General features: G+C 28.8%; 14 protein-coding genes. 12 read left to right on the top strand and 2 right to left on the bottom strand.

Annotated elements, in window-relative coordinates; translation table 11 throughout:
* Positions 1-190 precede the first annotated feature (190 nt).
* Positions 191-700: an OmpH family outer membrane protein gene (locus R3342_RS08685; RefSeq protein WP_318939638.1), complete on the top strand. Its 510-nt coding sequence runs from the start codon at positions 191-193 to the stop codon at positions 698-700.
* Between the two features lie 69 nt (positions 701-769).
* On the opposite strand, the gene R3342_RS08680 is transcribed toward R3342_RS08685, so the two are convergent.
* A complete protein-coding gene (locus R3342_RS08680; RefSeq protein ID WP_318939637.1) occupies positions 770-1,909 on the bottom strand; it encodes a DNA polymerase III subunit delta' in 1,140 nt (379 codons plus the stop codon).
* 130 nt (positions 1,910-2,039) lie between these two features.
* Between R3342_RS08680 and R3342_RS08675 the strand changes: the two genes are divergently transcribed.
* Both R3342_RS08675 and R3342_RS08670 read left to right on the top strand, forming a co-directional pair.
* Positions 2,040-3,227, top strand: a complete 1,188-nt coding sequence (locus R3342_RS08675) for a phosphoglycerate kinase (protein WP_318939636.1) — start codon at positions 2,040-2,042, stop codon at positions 3,225-3,227.
* A gap of 95 nt (positions 3,228-3,322) precedes the next feature.
* Positions 3,323-4,360 (top strand): NADP(H)-dependent aldo-keto reductase, encoded by a 1,038-nt coding sequence (locus R3342_RS08670; RefSeq protein ID WP_318939635.1) that lies wholly within the window; start codon positions 3,323-3,325, stop codon positions 4,358-4,360.
* Positions 4,361-4,425: 65 nt separating this feature from the next.
* On the opposite strand, the gene trpS is transcribed toward R3342_RS08670, so the two are convergent.
* Complete coding sequence (trpS, locus tag R3342_RS08665; protein WP_318939634.1) at positions 4,426-5,394, bottom strand: tryptophan--tRNA ligase; 969 nt, start codon at positions 5,392-5,394, stop codon at positions 4,426-4,428.
* Between the two features lie 79 nt (positions 5,395-5,473).
* Here trpS and R3342_RS08660 point away from each other — a divergent pair, with 79 nt between their 5' ends.
* The 9 genes from R3342_RS08660 to R3342_RS08620 form a co-directional block, all read left to right on the top strand.
* The gene (locus R3342_RS08660; RefSeq protein ID WP_318939633.1) at positions 5,474-6,232 is read left to right on the top strand and encodes a lysophospholipid acyltransferase family protein; all 759 of its coding nucleotides are present in this window, start codon (positions 5,474-5,476) and stop codon (positions 6,230-6,232) included.
* A 25-nt stretch (positions 6,233-6,257) separates the two neighbouring features.
* Positions 6,258-6,914, top strand: coding sequence for a PAQR family membrane homeostasis protein TrhA (gene trhA, locus R3342_RS08655; RefSeq protein WP_318939632.1), 657 nt, complete (start codon positions 6,258-6,260; stop codon positions 6,912-6,914).
* A 98-nt stretch (positions 6,915-7,012) separates the two neighbouring features.
* On the top strand, positions 7,013-7,750 hold the full coding sequence (locus R3342_RS08650) for a LytTR family DNA-binding domain-containing protein (protein WP_318939631.1): 738 nt from the start codon (positions 7,013-7,015) through the stop codon (positions 7,748-7,750).
* Between the two features lie 2 nt (positions 7,751-7,752).
* Positions 7,753-9,081 (top strand): sensor histidine kinase, encoded by a 1,329-nt coding sequence (locus R3342_RS08645; RefSeq protein ID WP_318939630.1) that lies wholly within the window; start codon positions 7,753-7,755, stop codon positions 9,079-9,081.
* Positions 9,082-9,198: 117 nt separating this feature from the next.
* Positions 9,199-9,429: a hypothetical protein gene (locus tag R3342_RS08640; protein ID WP_318939629.1), complete on the top strand. Its 231-nt coding sequence runs from the start codon at positions 9,199-9,201 to the stop codon at positions 9,427-9,429.
* Between the two features lie 299 nt (positions 9,430-9,728).
* Positions 9,729-12,032: a hypothetical protein gene (locus R3342_RS08635; protein WP_318939628.1), complete on the top strand. Its 2,304-nt coding sequence runs from the start codon at positions 9,729-9,731 to the stop codon at positions 12,030-12,032.
* A 2-nt stretch (positions 12,033-12,034) separates the two neighbouring features.
* Positions 12,035-12,751, top strand: coding sequence for a DNA repair protein RecO (recO, locus tag R3342_RS08630; protein WP_318939627.1), 717 nt, complete (start codon positions 12,035-12,037; stop codon positions 12,749-12,751).
* 2 nt (positions 12,752-12,753) lie between these two features.
* Positions 12,754-15,207: a TonB-dependent receptor plug domain-containing protein gene (locus R3342_RS08625; RefSeq protein ID WP_318939626.1), complete on the top strand. Its 2,454-nt coding sequence runs from the start codon at positions 12,754-12,756 to the stop codon at positions 15,205-15,207.
* Positions 15,208-15,506: 299 nt separating this feature from the next.
* Positions 15,507-19,430, top strand: a 3,924-nt coding sequence (locus tag R3342_RS08620; RefSeq protein ID WP_318939625.1) for a choice-of-anchor D domain-containing protein, incomplete at its 3' end; no start/stop codon positions are given.

Below are 19,430 nucleotides of genomic sequence, written 5' to 3'. Positions count from 1 at the left end.
CATATACGCAATTAGTTTCCAATAAGTTTTTATTAGTTTAAATAGCTTTAAAATAAACCGATTTCAATAATTTATTCTTATTAATAAATAATATTTAATAAATTTTATCGATACTTTAAAATTCCAGTCTATTCCTTATAAATTGTTTTTATCTTCGCAGCGATTTTAACTCCTAAAAAATAATTTAAAAATGAAAAAAATAATATTAATAGTTTTTGCTATAATGTTGGTTTCATGTAATCAAACTAAAATTGGTTATGTTAATGTTGAAAATTTAATGAAAGATTATAAAGCAACAGAAGTTTTACAAACCAAGTTAAAAAGTAAGCAAGAAAAAGTTTCTAAACAATTAGATAGCTTACAAGCACCTTTTAAAGCCAAAGTGCAAAATTATTATCAAAAGGCAAAAAGTATGTCTGCTAGTACAAGAGCTAAAGTAGAAAAGGAGTTACAACAAGAACAACAAATGTTGCAATATAACCAGCAACAAGCAGCTCAAAAATTACAAAAAGAAAACCAAGATGAAAGTGAAAAAATTACCAAACGAGTAGATAGTTTGGTAGCTGTTTTTGCTAAAGCTAATGGATATCAATTAATTTTAGGTACTTCAGGAAATGGAACGGTTATGTATGGAGATACAACTTTAGACGTTACAGATAAAGTATTAGATATTTTAAATAAAGATTTTGATAAAAAATAATATAAAACACTAATAATCAATAAATTAAAACCTTCTATTTTTAGAAGGTTTTCTTTTTAAATAAAGAATTTAAACTTCTTTTTTATGAAGAAGTCGCGTTAATTTTATAGATAAATCTAATAAAATAACTTTAGCATTTCCGTTTCGTTCAATATGAAAAATGGCTTCATTTAGTTCATTTGAAATTTTTAAAATATTAGCACTGTGAATAAATGGAGCAAATTTTTCTAATTTAAATCCAGAATTTTTTGGGTTAAGAAAAACCAAATCGGATGCTCCGTAATTTAAAAGCATTGCTTGTCTGAAAAATTGAATGCAATATTGCAAAAATTGTTTTTGAGTTTCACGTCCTGTTTTTGCAATAACATCGCTCCAATCAATTAATAATTTAATTACAGAAACATCTCCTTTTGCTTTAAAAGCGGCTCTAACCCATGTTATAAACCAAGTTTCAAATTGTTCATCGGCAGTGTCATTATGTAATAGGTGAAGTGCTTTGTTGTAATTTCCATTTACTTGAATAGCAATTTGTTTTGCGATAGAAATATCGGTTCCTTCATTTTTAACTAATCCATTTTCAATATCAATTTCGGATAAAGCAGGAAAGTGTAAAATTTGGCATCTAGATTTTATAGTAGCAATTAGTTGTTCTTCTTTTTCAGCAACCAATAAAAAAACTGTTTTTTCAGGAGGTTCTTCTAGTAATTTTAATAATTTATTAGCGGCTGCATTATTCATTTTTTCAGCCATCCAAATAATCATCACTTTAAATCCTCCTTCATACGCTTTTAGTTTAAGTGCTTTAACAATTTCATCGGCTTCATCAACTCCAATCTGTCCTTGTTTATTTTCTACACCTAATACTTGTAACCATTCAAATAAATTTCCATAAGGATTAGTAGCAATAAAATTTCGCCATTCATTAATAAATAAATTACTTACAGGATGTTTTTTAATGCTATTAGTTGTAGTAACTGGAAAAGCAAAATGTAAATCAGGATGCGTTAATTTTGAACATTTTAAATTACAAGATTCTTTATCATTACTAGTGCTACATAAAATATATTGTGCATAAGCAATTGCCATTGGTAAAACACCACATCCTTCATTACCAATAAATAATTGCGCGTGAGAAATTCTACCATTTTTGATAGATTTTACCAAGTGATTTTTCAAATAATCTTGTCCTAATACTTCCGAAAATTCCATTAAAGCGAATGTAAAAAAAAATTGACACATAGCATTTTATTTATACTTTTTTCTAATGAAATCGCTTTCGTAGAAAATTGTAAGCGCTTTATTAAATTGAATTATATTTGTACTACTAATACATAGTAAAATGAAAACAATACAAAACATAAACTTTGAAGGAAAAAAAGCTTTAATTCGAGTTGATTTTAATGTTCCGCTAGATGAAAATTTTAACATTACCGATGCTACAAGAATTCAAGCTGCAAAACCAACTATAGATAAAATATTAAAAGATGGAGGTGCAGTAGTTTTAATGTCACATTTAGGACGCCCAAAAGGAGTTGAGGAAAAATATTCATTAAAACATATTGTAAAAAAAGTTTCTGAAGTTTTTGGTGTTGACGTAAAATTTGCTTCAAATTGTATTGGAGATGAAACTGAAAAAGCAGTTTCTGAACTTAAAATGGGAGAAGTACTTTTACTAGAAAATTTACGCTTTCATCCTGAAGAAAAAGCAGGAGATATTGCTTTTGCAAAACAACTTTCTAAGTTAGGAGATGTGTATGTAAATGATGCTTTTGGTACGGCGCACAGAGCACATGCTTCTACTACAATTGTTGCACAATTTTTTCCAGAAAATAAATGTTTTGGAAATCTATTAGCAAAAGAAATTGAAAGTATAAAAAAAGTATTGGAAGAAGGACAAAAACCAGTATTAGCAATTTTAGGAGGCGCAAAAGTTTCCTCAAAAATTACCGTAATTGAAAATATATTAGATAAAGTAAATCATTTAATTATTGGAGGAGGAATGAGTTTTACTTTTATTAAAGCTCAGGGAGGAAAAATAGGCGATTCAATTTGTGAAGATGATAAACAGGATTTGGCTTTAGATATTTTAAAGCAAGCTAAGGAAAAAGGTGTTCAAGTGCATATTCCTGTAGATGTAATTGCAGCAGATGCTTTTAGTAATAATGCTAATACGCAAATATGCGATATAAATAAAATCCCAAATGGTTGGCAAGGTTTAGATGCTGGTCCAAAATCAAGAGAAATGTTTGATAAAATTGTAAATGAATCTAAAACAATTCTTTGGAATGGTCCTTTAGGTGTTTTTGAGCTTGAAAATTTTGCTAAAGGAACTATTGCTTTAGGAAATTCTATTGCTGAAGCAACTAAAAATGGAGCATTTTCTTTAGTTGGTGGAGGAGATTCTGTTGCTGCAGTTAAACAATTTGGTTTCGAAAATAAAGTAAGTTATGTTTCTACAGGAGGAGGAGCAATGTTAGAAAGTTTAGAAGGAAAAACTTTACCAGGTATTGAAGCTATTTTAAAATAAAAAATAAATTAACTACATTTTAAAACGCTTTTGAATTTTCAAAAGCGTTTTTGTTTTATAAAATTAGTACTTTTAGCCACTTAAAAATCAAAAAAATGAAATATACTACTATACAAAACACCAACATAAAGGTTAGTAAAATTTGTTTAGGAACCATGACTTTTGGCGAACAAAACACTGAAAATGAGGCTCATGAACAATTAAATTATGCCGTAGAAAACGGAATTAATTTTATTGATACTGCAGAAATGTATTCTGTTCCTGGCAGAAAAGAAACTCAAGGAAGTACGGAAAGATTTATTGGTACATGGTTACAACATCAAAAAAGAGAAAACCTAATTGTAGCATCTAAAATTGCTGGTCCAAATCCTAATATAGGTTATATAAGAGATAATATGGGTTTTTCAAATGAAGCTATTGATGATGCACTTACAAAAAGTTTAAATCGTTTAAAAACAGATTATTTAGATTTATATCAGTTGCATTGGCCAGAGCGTAATGCTAATTTTTTTGGAAAACGAAATTACAAACACGATTTTGATGAAAAATGGGAAGATAATTTTAAAGAAGTTATTGAAAAACTAAATTCATTAGTAAAAGAAGGAAAAATTAGACATTACGGTGTTTCAAATGAAACTCCTTGGGGTTTAATGCGTCATTTAAATGAAAGTTCTAAACACAATTTAACACGTTGCAAAACAATTCAAAATCCATATTCATTATTAAATAGAACCTTTGAAGTTGGATTATCTGAAATAGCAATGAGAGAAAAAGTGGGATTATTAGCTTATTCTCCAATGGCTTTTGGAAGATTGTCAGGGAAATTTTTAAATGGCAAAATGCCCGAAAATTCTCGTATAAATTTATTTCCTCAATTTTCAAGATATAATAGCGACCAATCTATTTTTTTAACTGAAAAATATGCAGAATTAGCAAAAGAATTGAATATTAGTTTAGCACAGTTATCTCTTGCTTTTGTTAATCAGCAACCTTTTGTAACTTCAAATATAATAGGAGCAACTTCTATGGAACAATTAAAAGAAAATATTGGAAGTATTCAGATAGAACTTTCAGAGGAAACTCTTGAGGAAATGGATAGAATTCAAGAGCTGCAACCAAACCCAGCACCATAAATAAAAAAAGCCTCAATTTAATATTAAATTGAGGCTTTAACTTTATAAATAATGGATTAGGATTATTAATATCCTAATTTTTTGCGTACTCTTTTTAAAACATTATTTGCAACAACACGAGCTTTTTCAGCACCAATTGCCAATGCTTTATCAATTTCTTCTTTATTTTCCATAAAATAATTATAACGAGCTCTTTCTTCAGAAAACTTTTCGATTAAAAGTTCATAAAAAGCCTGTTTAGCATGGCCATAACCATAATTTCCAGCTAAATAATTTGCTCTCATTTCTTTAACTTGATCTTCAGAAGCAATTAATTTATATAAAGCAAATAAATTACAAGTGTCTGGATTTTTAGGTTCTTCTAACGGAGTAGAATCCGTTTTAATTTTCATAATTTGTTTGCGTAACTGTTTATCAGGCAAAAATAAATTAATAATATTTCCTTGAGATTTGCTCATTTTTCCACCGTCAGTTCCAGGAACATACATGGTGTTTTTTTGTAATTTTGCTTCTGGCGGAACCAAAGTTTCTCCCATTTGATGGTTAAATCTATTAGCTACATCGCGAGATATTTCTAAGTGTTGTAATTGATCTTTTCCAACAGGAACAATTTCAGCGTCGTACAATAAAATATCTGCGGCCATTAACATTGGGTAAGCAAATAAACCTGCATTTACATCCTCTAATCTATCCGATTTATCTTTAAAACTATGCGCTAAAGTCAATCGTTGAAAAGGATAAAAACAACTTAAATACCAAGAAAGTTCGGTAACTTCAGGAATATCACTTTGTCTGTAAAAAACAGTTTTATTTACATTTAAGCCAAAAGCAAGCCAAGTAGCAGCAACGCTATAAGTGTTCTCACGTAATTCATTTCCATTTTTAATTTGTGTAAGCGAATGCATATCTGCAATAAATAAAAATGATTCTTCATTTGAAGAATTAGACATTTTAATTGCAGGAATAATTGCACCTAATAAGTTTCCTAAATGTGGAGTTCCTGTACTTTGAACCCCGGTTAAAATTCTTGACATTTACTATAAAATTTGATAGCAAAAATACATATTTCAAAAAGAAATACAGAATAATTTTAAATTACTACTTTTGATGCTTATGAAAATGTTTAAATACCTTTTTTATATTGTTTGGCGATGTTGGTTTTATGCCTGGGTCTTATTAAGCATAGTACCAATATTTCCTGTTTTAATAGTAGTTACATCTACAGAAAGTTTATATCCAGCTTTTTTTAAAATTGCTAGAGCTTGGGGAAAAACCATTCTTTTTGTTATGGGATTTAAAGTAGTTTTTGTACAAAAACAAAGTATAGAAAAAGATAAAAGTTACATGTTTTGCCCAAATCATACTTCTATGATTGATATTATGGTAATGCTTTCAGTTACAAACAAACCGTTTGTTTTTGTTGGCAAAAAAGAATTAGCCAGAATTCCAATATTTGGTTTTTTTTACAAGCGAACTTGTATTTTGGTAGATAGAAATAATTCTAAAAGTCGTAAAGCTGTTTTTGATGAAGCTAGAAGACGATTAAGTGATGGATTAAGCGTATGCATTTTTCCAGAAGGATTAGTGCCAAGTGACGAAAGTATTATTTTAAGTGAATTTAAAAATGGTGCATTTAGATTAGCAATTGAGCATCAAATACCAATTGTTCCATTAACTTTTTACGATTGTAAAAAACGATTTTCTTATACTTTTTTTAGCGGAAAGCCAGGAAAATTAAGAGTGAAAATCCACAATTTTATAAACACAGAAGGACTCACTTTAAAAAACATTAACCCTATAAAAAAGCAAACTTTTGATATTCTTTATAAAGAATTAAAAAATGATTTAAAACAACAAGAAATAAGTAATTAATTAAAGCTTTTTTCGTTCTTTAAAAATGGAAGAAAAGAATATTACATATTACGAACCAAAAGAAGAAAAATTCAATGTAATATCTCATGCAATTGGTTTGGTTTTAAGTGTTATTGCTTTGGTTTTATTAGTGGTTTTTGCTAGTTTAGAAGGAACTGCCAAACACGTTGTTAGTTTTAGTATATACGGAGCTAGTTTAATTGTTTTATATTCAGCTTCTACTTTTTACCATTATTCACAAAATCCTAAGTTTAGAAAAAAATTAAACATTTTTGATCACGCAGCAATTTATGTTTTAATTGCAGGAACTTATACGCCTTTTACCATGCTTGTACTTAAAGGTTGGGTTGGTTGGACAATTTTAGGTGTTTCTTGGGGTTTAGCTCTTATTGGAATTATTTTAAAGCTTTTTTTTACTGGTAGATATGATAAAATCTCAACATTTGCCTATGTATTAATGGGTTGGTTAATAATATTTGCTATTAAACCATTAATAGATAATTTTCCTATTCAAGGATTAATATGGTTATTAGCAGGTGGAGTTTTTTACACTATAGGAGCTATTTTATACAGTATAAAAAAATTAAAATTTAACCATGCTATTTTTCATGTTTTTGTACTATTAGGAAGCTTCTGTCATTTTATTGCTGTGTTCTTTTATGTGCTTCCAATTAAAGTTTAAAAATATTTGAAATTTTATGAAAAAAAAGTATAGCTTTGAAAATGAAAAACAAAAGTTGTATCTTGCAATTTAATTAACCTAATGTCTACCCTATAAGTATGCTACAAATATTACTAGTTGACGATGAGAAGGATGCTTTAGAAGCCCTTGAATGGAAATTAAACAACTATATTGAAAATGTGAATGTTACTACCTGTAACTCTCCACTAAAAGCTGTAGAATTAATTAATAATACTAAACCTGATGTTGTTTTTTTAGATATTCAAATGCCTGAAATGGATGGTTTTTCTTTAATTGAAGCTCTTGAATTTAGAGATTTTAATTTAATATTTACCACAGCTCATGATGAGTTTGCACTAAAAGCAATTAAAGTATCTGCAATTGACTATTTATTAAAACCAGTTGATAAAGATGAGTTATTAGCTGCGATGAAAAAAATTAAAAAATCCGAAAAAAATAACTTACTTGAAAACAAATTACAATTACTACTAAATAATTTAAATGATAATAACGATAAAATAAATATTTCAGCCGATGGGAAAGTATATTTATTGGAAAAAGAGGACGTTATTATGTTAAAATCGGATAAAAGTTATACCACAATATTTTTAAAATCAGAACAACAAATTGTAGTTTCAAAAACTTTAAAAGAAGTAGAAAAGAAATTTCAATTTCCAGAATTTTTTAGAGTGCATAATTCCTATTTAATCAATTTAAATCATGTAAAAGAATATTTAAAAGGATTAGGAGGAGAGCTTATTATGACAAATGGATTAACAGCAAGTATTAGTAGAAATAGAAAAACAGAGTTATTTAATAAATTATATTTGGATTAAGAATGTTTTTAGATTTCCATTCTGAAATATTTTCTTGGATTAGAGGTGGATTATTTATTTTATTCATCTATCACTTTTTGATTTATGTTCAAAATCGGAGTAAATTGTATTTATTTTACAGTTTATATATAGCCGCTTTAACTATTTACTTAACACAAGATATATTTCCAGAAAAATGGAATACTTTACATCAATATCTTAATTTTCCTATTCAATTTTTAGCTTATGCTGCTTATGTAGCATTTGCCAGAATTTTATTAGATACTAGAAATTTTATAGTAAAATGGGATGGTTTTTTTGCATTAATAATCAAAATATTAATAGCTTTAGTTCCTGTTTTTATAGGCATTCAACTATTTTTTGGATATAAATTTCAAGAAAACCTCTTTTTAGTTATAGCTCTCTCATTTACAGTTTTTGCATTATTAGCATATTATGTAGTTATTACAAAAATAAAAGATAAATTTTCTCTCTATTTTGTTATAGGATCATTAATTTATCTTGTTTTTGCACATATTAGTTTTGCCGAAATGTATTTAGGTAAAGAAACCTTTTTGAAACATGGTTTTCAACCTATGTCATTTGTGTATTTTGGAGCGATATTGCAAAGTATTATTTTTTCAGTAATAATTGGTTTTATTATAAAAAGAATAGAACAGAAAAGTAAAAATGCAGAAGTTAAATTAGCTAATAAATTAAAAGAAATAGAAGAACTTAAAATGACCGCTTTGCAAAGCCAAATGAATCCACATTTTTTGTTTAACTCTTTAAATTCAATTAACAACTTTGTACTAAAAAATGAAGTAGAAAAAGCTTCTGATTATATAACTAAATTTTCTCGTTTAATTAGAGCTATTTTAAACAGCTCTTCAAGCCCAACATCAACTCTTTCAGATGAATTAGGTATTTTGGCTTTATACGTTAAATTAGAGCAAATGAGGGTTACAGGAGGTTTTGATTATGTAGTTAACATCGATAAAAAACTACATTTAGAAAGCATTAAAGTTCCACCGCTATTTTTGCAACCTTTTATTGAAAATGCAATTTGGCATGGCATAATGAAAAAAGAAGGAGACAAAATAATTGAACTTACCGTTAAAGAAGATGATAGTAATGTTTTGTGTATAATTACAGATAATGGTGTTGGAATTAATTCGGTAAAACAGTCTAATAAAATGGACAAAAAACGTAAATTTTATGGAGCAAAAGCAACCGAAAATAGAATAAAGATTCTTTATAAAAATGAAAATGTAAAAATTATAACTTCTGATATATCTAATGGCGAAAAAACAGGAACAGAGGTTAAAATAAGCTTTCCATTAGTATATTAACAATTCCGTTTATTAAGTAAATACTTCCGTTTATATACAAATTCTATTGATTAATAAATTAAAACAAAAACAAAAGATAATTTTGTCTACTTTTAAATAGAATTTTTCCAAACAATAATGTCAATTTTAAAATTTTCAGTTCCGTCAGATGCTAAAATCTGTAATGATATTAAGCGCAAAAAAAATGATTTAAATTTTGTTGGTAATGCTAGCTTTTATCAAAATTTAAAAGAAACTCTTTATATAAGAAAATTAAAACTTCATAAAGATAATATGGAACGAAAAGTAATCTATAAAAAAGATGGGACAGATTGGCTTTTTGGCAACATAGAATTAGTTAATACTTAACGTTTTACGCCTCTTAAAAACCATTTATTGTTTAAATAGTACCATTTATATATTTTTTAATTGATTTTATTTATTTAGTAAAATAAAGATAAGATTCTGCCTTATATTTGTCTTGTATTAATGTCAAGAGGGGTTTTGACACAATACAATAAAACATTAAATAAGTCTTTGGGGTTGATTTATTTATTCCTCGAACATTGTAAGAACGTATTACAATGTTTGAGGTTTTTTTTTGATAAAACTTTTATAATTCTAATACTTTCTTCATTCCAATTTTAATAAATATCTTTGAATAAGATATGAAAAAAATTATCCAAATATTAATATTGCTTTTTGTTATAAGTATAGATGCTCAGCAAGATTATTCTTCTAATTGGGAAGATTTCTATTCATATAATAATGTAAAGGATTTTGTAATTAAAAATCAAACTATTTATGCTATAGCAGATAATGCAGTTTTTAATTATGATATTACTTCAGGAGAAATTTCAAAAATATCATCTGTAAATGGTTTATCAGGTGAAACTATTACCAGTATTTATTATAATAAAATTTTAGATAAAATAGTTATAGGTTATCAAACAGGATTAATTGAGATAATTGATAGCCAAAATCAAGTTACTGTCGCTAAAGACATTGTTAATTTTAATTACTCGGGGAATAAAGCAATAAATAATATTACAGAGTTTAATAATAAATTGTATTTATCTACTTCATTTGCTATTGTAGTATATGATTTAGAAAGTCTACAATTTGGAGACACTTACTTTATTGGAAATCAATCTTCTGAATTAAAAATTAATCAAATTAAAGTATTTCAAGATACCTTATACGCGGCTACTGAAAACGGAATATTTACTGCAGATGTTAACAACCCTAATTTAATTGATTTTAATAATTGGACACAAAATTTTACAGGTGATTTTACAGATATTACAGTTTTTAATAATCAAATTTTTACATCAAGAAATAATAATTTATATAAAATTGAAAATAATAATTTAATATTAGTTAAAACCTATTCATCAGATATTGAAACGTTAAAAGCATCTTTAAATCATTTAACTATTACCACTTTAAAAAGTGTTTACATTAATGATATTTCTGATACAGAAGTTGCAATGTATACTCCAAATTCAACAAGCACCTATAATTATAATTTAAATACCGCTTTTTTTGATGATACTAATCTGTATTTAGGAACTAAAGAGTTTGGAATTTTAAAAAGTAATTTAAATACTATTTCAGCTTTTGAAGAAATTCATCCTGAAGGTCCAAACTCAAATTCACCATTTTCTATAACAGTAAATAACAATAATTTATGGGTGGTTTATGGAGGATATGATTCTGCTTACACACCACTTGTAAAACAGCTTGGATTTAGCCATTTTAATGGAACTAATTGGATTAATAAACTCTATAATTCTACTTTTGGTGTAAAAGATTTAGTTAACGCAACTGTAGATCCCAACAATAATAATAAAGTTTATTTTAGCTCTTGGGGAGGAGGTATGTTAGTTGTTGAAAATGATACTATTACAACACATTGGAATAACTTAAATAGTGGATTAGAAAAGTTAGATTATGCTCCAGATCCTAATTATGTTAGCATAAGAATAAACGGGGCAAGTTTTGATAATCAAGGGAATTTATGGATTGCAAATGCTTGGGTCGATAATCGAATTAAAAAATATAGTTCAAATGGAACTTGGTCAAGTTTTGATATGAGTTCTGTAATAACAAATGAAGCTTTTGGGTTGAACGAACTAATTATAGATAAAAGAAATTCTATTTGGATTGGTTCAAGAAGAAATGGAGTGCTTGTTTTTAACGAAAATGGAAATAAAAAAATAGCGCTTACTTCAGAACCTACTAAAGGTTCTTTGCCAGATTTAAATGCAAGAACAGTCCAGGCTGATGCAAGCAATAGAATTTGGATAGGAACTAAAAAAGGTTTAGTTGTACTTTATAATGGAGCATCTATATTTAATGAAACCACTTATGATGCACAACCAATTATAATTTTAGACGATGGAATTCCGAAGAAATTATTAGGAGATCAACCTATAAATAGCATCGCTATTGATGGTGCTGATAATAAATGGTTTGGCACTGAAATTAGCGGAGCAACACAAACAAATCCAGATGGAAGTATTATTTTACATAATTTCAATAAAGATAATTCACCATTACCGTCAAACACAATTTTAAAAATAGCGGTAGATAAAAACTCTGGAAAAGTTTATTTTGCTACAGATAAAGGTATTGTAGCTTTTAACAGTAAAGTTTCTGTTTATGGAGATACTATGCCTGAAGTTTATGCTTATCCAAATCCATCTACAAAAAACAATGAATTTATTACTATTGATGGAAGAAATGGCGTACATATACCAAACAATACCAATGTAAAAATTTTAGATGCTGCAGGTAATTTAGTTTATGAAACTAATGTAAAAGAAGGACAAGAATTATTTGGCGGAAAAGTAGTTTGGAATAAGACCAATTTAGCAGGTAAAAAAGTCGCTTCAGGTGTTTATATAGTGCTATTGTTTAATGCCGATAATCAAGAAAATGCAATTACCAAAATTGCAATTATCAATTAAATATGATTGAAACTACTAAAGCAATTGTAATAAATACAATTAAGTATGGCGATACCAGTTTAATTGCAACTTGTTATACTGAAAAATACGGAAAAAAAACATACATGCTTAAAGGAGTATTAAAAGCTAAAAAGGCTAAAATAAAAGCTGCGTATTTTCAACCTTTAACGCAATTAAATTTAACCGCAAATCATAATAATAAAGGCAATTTAAATAGTTTAAGAGACGCGGAAGTTTTAAATTTTTACAACTCGGTTTATACCGATTTAAAAAAGCAAAGCATTGCCTTATTTTTAGCTGAAATTTTATATTATTCTATTCAGGAAGAAGAACATAATGCAGATTTATTTCAATATTTAGAAACTTCTTTTTTATGGTTAGATGTACATGATAAAGTTTCCAATTTTCATTTATTATTTTTATTAAATTTAACCAAGTTTTTAGGGTTTTATCCTGAGCTAAATCATGTGGAATATCCTTATTTTGATTTAGTTGAAGGAAGTTTTACTACCAAAAAACATTCGCAAGTTATTTTAGGTGAAAATTTAGTGCAATTTAAAAAGCTTTTAGGCATAAATTTTGATGTGTTATCTCAAATTAATTTCAGTTCAACTAACAGACAAACTATACTAAATATGCTAATTAAATATTTCGAACTTCATTTAAGTGGATTTAAAAAACCAAAATCATTACCAATTTTAAAATCTGTATTTAATTAAATATGAGGGTATTAATATTATCATTTGTTCTAATTTTTAGTATAACTGTAAAAGCACAAAAAGTAAAAGTATTAGAGTTTGGTACTAATTTTCCTCTAGAAAATGTAGCAATTTATAATGACGATAATTCGAAAATGGTTTATACCAACAAAAAAGGAATTGCAGATTTATCAAAGTTTGCTTCAACGGATGTAATATCTTTTAATCATTTATCATACATTGAATATGATGTTTTAAAAAAAGATTTAAATGCTTTAAAATACAAGGTACATCTTCATAAAAAATCGGAACAATTAGATGAAATTATTTTATCAGCTTCAAAAGGAAAAGAAGAAAGAAGAAGAATTGCTGAACAAATTGATGTTATTAGAAAAGAGAATATTGTTAAAATAGCACCTCAAACCTCAGCAGATTTATTAGCAAACTTGCCAGGAATTAGAGTTCAAAAATCACAATTTGGAGGAGGAAGCCCTGTACTAAGGGGTATGGAAGCTAATAGAGTTTTATTAGTGATTGATGGCGTTAGGATGAATAACGCGATATACAGAACAGGTCATTTACAAAATTCAATTACTGTTTCTCCAAATATTTTGGATAGAGTTGAGGTTATTTTTGGACCATCATCTGTAATTTATGGATCTGATGCTTTAGGCGGGGTTGTTCATTATTTTACTAAAACGCCAAAAGTTAATGATAAAAATCAAGTAAATTCTTCTATTTATAATCGGTTTAGCACTATAAATAATGAATTTACAACTTCTGGAAATATTGAATTGCGTTTTAAAAAATGGGCATCATTTACCAATGTTTCTTATAGTAAGTTTGGAGATTTAAAAATGGGGAAATCCCGAAATCATGGGTATAAGGATTGGGGAAAAGTGTTTGAGTATTCTAACAACACAAACACGTATTACAACCCAAATCCGGTTATTAACCCAAATCCAAATATTCAAAAAAACACGGGTTATAATCAAACCGATGTATTGCAAAAATTGGTATTTCCTTTATCAAAAAAGGATGATTTAATTTTTAATTTTCAATATGCAACATCTTCTAATATTAATAGAGTTGATAAGTTAAATGAATATAGCGATGGAACATTAAAGTATGCAGAGTGGTATTACGGACCCCAAAATAGATTGTTGCTTTCATCACAATTAAAAATTAATCCTGAAAAAAAATGGATAGAAAATGGTAGTATTACTGCCGCTTATCAAAATATTAAAGAATCTAGAGTTCAGCGTAAATTTTCTAGTTTAGATCGCTCTTATAGAAAAGAAAATGTAGATGTTTTCAGTTTAAATGGTGATTTTTTTGTCCCATTAACTAAAGAAAGTAATCGTATTTTATCTTATGGGGTTGAGTTTGTTTACAATAAAGTAAATTCGAATGCTTTTGGTAAAACATTAGATGTTTTAGGTAATGAAATAATTGGATTTAGTGATGATTTTACTGTACAATCAAGATATCCTGATGGAGGAAGTAGTTATACAACTTTAGCTTCTTATGTAAATTATAGACAAGATATTAATGAAAAATCAACTTTAAATACAGGAATTCGTTATAGTGCAAATTTTTTAAAAGCAAAATGGATTGATGAAACTTTTATGACGTTGCCTAAAACTCAAATATCTTTAAATAATTCAGCCTTAACAGCTACAATTGGTTATGCTTATAAACCGTCAAAAGATTGGCAAATTAACAGTGTAATTTCATCAGGATTTAGATCTCCAAACTTGGATGATGTTGGAAAAATTAGAGAAAAAAGTGGAAATGTAACCGTGCCAAATATTACATTAAAACCTGAGTATGCTTATAATTTTGAGATAAACGCTTTAAAATATTTTAATAATAAAAAATTTAATATGGGTGTAAGTATGTACTACACATTATTAAATAATTACATAACTCGAGATTATTTTAAAATTAATAATTCAAGCACAATAATTTATGATGGCGAAGAAGGAAATGTAGTTGCAAATGTAAATAAAGGGAATGCTTATATATTAGGAGGAACTTATAGTTTTACAGGAAAAATTAATGAATATTTAATTTCAAGAGCTTCTTTAACTTACACAAAAGGTAAAGCTTATGATACTCATGAACCACTTTCTTCTATTCCTCCATTATTTGGTGCTTTTGAAATAGGATATCAAAAAAATAAATTTCAAGCGACAATAAATTGGAAATTTAATGCTCAAAAAAAATTAAAAGATTATAACATAACTGAAGGGAAAGATAATATTGAGCAAACTCCGTTTAATACAGAAACAAACTCTTATGAAGGAACTCCAAGTTGGAGTATTCTTAATATAAATACCAATTATCAATTTAATAATAGTATAACTGCGTTCTTTAAAATAGATAATATTTTTGATATTCATTATAAAGAATTTGCATCTTCAATAAGTAATCCAGGACGAAATTTTACCTTTTCAATACTTATAAAAAAATAACTTTATATCTGAAAACTAGGCAATTAATTTAATTTTTTGTAATTTAGTAAGTCATAACCCTAAATCCAACCAAAGTAATGCTTCTAAATACAAACATCAATTATTTTGTAACGTTATTTAAGTTTTAAATAAATTTTATATTTGTAACTAAATGTTATTACAGCAACTAAAGACTTGTTCTTATATTTTAGTTGAGAAAATAACCCCATTATCTTATGAAAAAGTTTACATTTAAAAAGTTTTCTAAAATAGAAGTTTTTTTAAGCTACTCAATAAATTTAAAAAATTATTCCCTAAAATTGGGAAATTATTTCTCAAGAATAACATTATTTTTTCTACTAACCTTAGCAGTTACTCAATTGTCTTTTTCGCAAACCTCAGGTGATTATAGGTCAACAGGAACAGGGGATTGGGAAGTGCTAAGTACTTGGGAAACTTATAATGGAACTTCATGGGTTTTAGCTACATCTTACCCAGGACAAAATACAGGTACTTACATGGTAACTATTCAAGCTGGCCATACAGTTGCAGTAAACACCAATTTTGTAAGTGCCAATATGGGGGAAGTAGAAGTATATGGAGTCCTAAATTTGATAGGAGGTTCAACTCCAAGAACCGTAACCCTAAACACGCAATTACTTACTATTGCTAATGGAGGAGAATTAAGATTTAATACACAAAAAGTAGACTTGTATTTACCTACAAATGCAGTGTTAGAGATACAAGATGGAGGCCAAATAACTGGAGCATGTTCTAACAATACTGAAATTTATATTGGAGGAGATCTTATAGCTGTTTGTAATGGAGGTGGAGGTAAAGTAGCTACTTTTGGTGAAATTGTTGCAAGTGGAGGGACTTTAAATGCGAATATCGATAATCCGCTTAATAATTCTGTGTATTGCCTTAATACTACTATAGATTTGATAGGATCATATAGTGGATCAGTTATTTCAGGAGAAACAGTATCCTATTCTGGGTTTATAACAAATCCAAGCGGAACAACTACTTCTTATATAAATACTACATCAATTCCTTCATATACTTTAAACCAAATTGGAGAATATCTTTTTTCATATACAGTTACAGGTACATTTTCATCAGGTAATTCTATTTCAAATACTGAAACAAGCACAATCACAGTTAGCCCAACAGCTGTTGGTGGCTCAATATCTTCTAGTCAATCAATTTGTAGTGGAACTTTACCAGCAGATTTAACATTATCAGGTCAAACAGGTACAATTCAATGGCAATCATCAACAGATAATATTAACTTTATTAATATATCAGGAGCTGATACTTCAACTTTAAGTGGAGCTCAAATGGGTGCGCTTACTACAACAAAATATTATCGAGCATTTATAACAAGCGGAGCATGTACAGCTAATTCAAATACAGTAACAGTAAGTGTTAGCTCCCCTTTAATTACAACGGGAGTATCAATTTGCCAAGGAGATAATTCTACTTCATTAAGTTCCTCTTCTTGTTCAGCTGAGGCCGTTAACTCAGTTTCAAAATATGCTGGATTAGGTTCTAATAGTGGAAGTGGAGATCCTTGGAATGCCACTGGAAATATTTATTCAGATAATGGATCTGATGCTAGTTTTATAGGAAGAGGAGACTCTCAAAATCTTGATGCAACTAATTTTGGTTTTGCAGTTCCTTATAATGCAACGATTGACGGTATAGAGGTTAATATTAATCGTTATTCAATTAATAATTCAGGGGCAGGAACTAGTGATGTTATAGTTCAACTTATTAAGGCAGGGGCAGCTGTAGGAGATAATAAAGCAATAACAGGTACTAGCTGGTCTACAAATACAAGCACATTAGTTAGCTATGGCAGTAGTAATGATATTTGGAATACATCATTAAATCCTTCTGATATTAATGATTCTAATTTTGGAGTTACTTTAAAGGTAAATAATGATAAACAAACTAACGATGCTTATGTAGATTATATACAAATAACTGTTTATTATACTGTTTCAGGGGTAAGTTGGTATACTACTTCTACAGGAGGTACAGCTATTGGCTATGGATTATCTTTTGACCCTGTGGGTGTTTTAAATTCAGGGTTAGCAGATACTAATACTCCAGGTACTTATACTTATTATGCAGAATGTTCGTCAAGTTCTTGTTCAAGAACAGCTACAAATTTTGTAATTAATGAAATTCCAACTATTACAGGAACAACACCAGAAAATAGAGTTGGTCCTGGTACGGTTACATTAGGAGCTACGGCTTCGCTAGGGGCTATCAATTGGTACGATGTGCCAACAGGAGGAACATCATTAGGTACAGGAACTAATTTTACTACACCAAGTATTTCTACAACAACAACATATTATGTAGAAGCAACAAACAGTACATGTGTTTCTTCAAGAACAGCAGTTGTGGCTACTGTTTATGAACCAGATATTAATATAACAGGTAATGGAACAACAATTAATAGTGGAGATATCACACCACTAATAGCGGATTATACAGATTTTGGATCAATAAATTTAGGAACATCAGTTACCAAAACATTTACTATTCAGAATTTAGGTAGTTCAACATTAAACCTTACAGGAACACCAATTGTTTCAGGTACAGGAAGCTCATCTTTTTCTATTACTCAACCATCCGCTAATAGTATAGCTAGTGGCGGTGCCGATTTAACATTTAGCGTTACTTTTAATCCAACAGTTATTGGTTCTGCGCAATTTGATATTTCAATTTCAAATAATGATTTAACAGGGGGAGAAAATCCATATACATTTAGGATTGTTGCTGATGCACAACAAAACTTTTTTGATAGTGATGGAGATGGTATTTTTGATAATGTTGATATAGACGACGATAACGATGGTATTACAGATTCTGATGAAGAATTAAATTGTAGGAAATCATCCGTAGCAGGAATCGCAAATTATAAATATTTAAACGAAACGTTTGGTACTTTGTCACCAGGTTCTAGAACAACAATTAATACAACATACAACGCAACTACTTCATATTGTTATGAACCTGGAACAGGTAGCGGATCTTCTTGTGGAACGAGTTGGATTCTTGATGATGGGGAATATGTTGTAGTATCCAAAATTACTGGAACAACAGTTAGTGACCCAGATAATATTCATGGAAACCTAGCTTGGACAAATGTACTTGATCATACTTCTGGAGATGGAGATTCAGGAGGAATGGCAGTTTTTAATGCAGCATGGGATCCAGGTGTATTTTATGAAACTACAATAACTGGCGTTTTACCAAATGTTCCTATTTCTTATAGCTTTTGGGTTTTAAATATAATGGCACAATCTACGTATTCTGGTTCAATTTTACCAAACGTAACGGTACAATTTTTAGACACATCAGGTACTATTATTTCCAGTATTAATACTGGGCAATTTGGTAGGTGTTCTACAGATGTTACAGATAATTCATGTAGCGAAAATGTTTGGCTAAATTTTAGTAGTAACGATATTAATATAGGGAATAGAAACGAATTTATAGTTAGGTTTATAAATAATGCTCCTGGAGGATCTGGTAACGACCTTGCCTTAGACGATATAGTAATTTCTCAGACTTTATGTGATACGGATAGTGATGGTGTTGCAGACACTTTCGATTTAGATAGTGATAATGATGGTATACCAGATGTAGTAGAAAGCGGAAATTTAGATAAAATTATTGGATATGATGGCTCAGGAAAAATTAATCTTGGGTTTCCAGATACCAATGGTAATGGCATGAATGACGCCTCAGATACATCCTCTCCAATAGATAGTGATGGTGATGGCGTACCAAATTATATAGATTTAGATAGTGATAATGATGGTATTTTTGACGTGGATGAATCCGGAGTAGTTAGCACAAGTGCTCCAGCAGGCACTCAAAATGGAGATGGGGATATTAATGGCGATGGTGTTGGGGATGGACCAGACAATGATAAGACCAGAGAAACAGACATTAGTTCTAACGGAAGAAGCCCTATTGTGATATCTGATGATTTATTCACTGATGGTATATTAGACAAGTATGATTATTTTGATGGCAGTACATTTGCAGGTTCTTATGGTAATGTTAGCCAAGGTACGGGACCTTTATATGTAAAAGATACGGATAATGATGGTATTCCAGATTATATAGACGTTACCTCTAATGGAACAACATTTGATATTGCAGGCACGTTGTATTCTAATACAAATCAAACCCTTGCAGGATTACCTGTTTTAGATGCA

This window comes from Lutibacter sp. (assembly GCF_033723435.1).
Taxonomy (GTDB): Bacteria; Bacteroidota; Bacteroidia; order Flavobacteriales; family Flavobacteriaceae; genus Lutibacter.
This window is presented reverse-complemented; position numbering and strand designations above follow the sequence as displayed.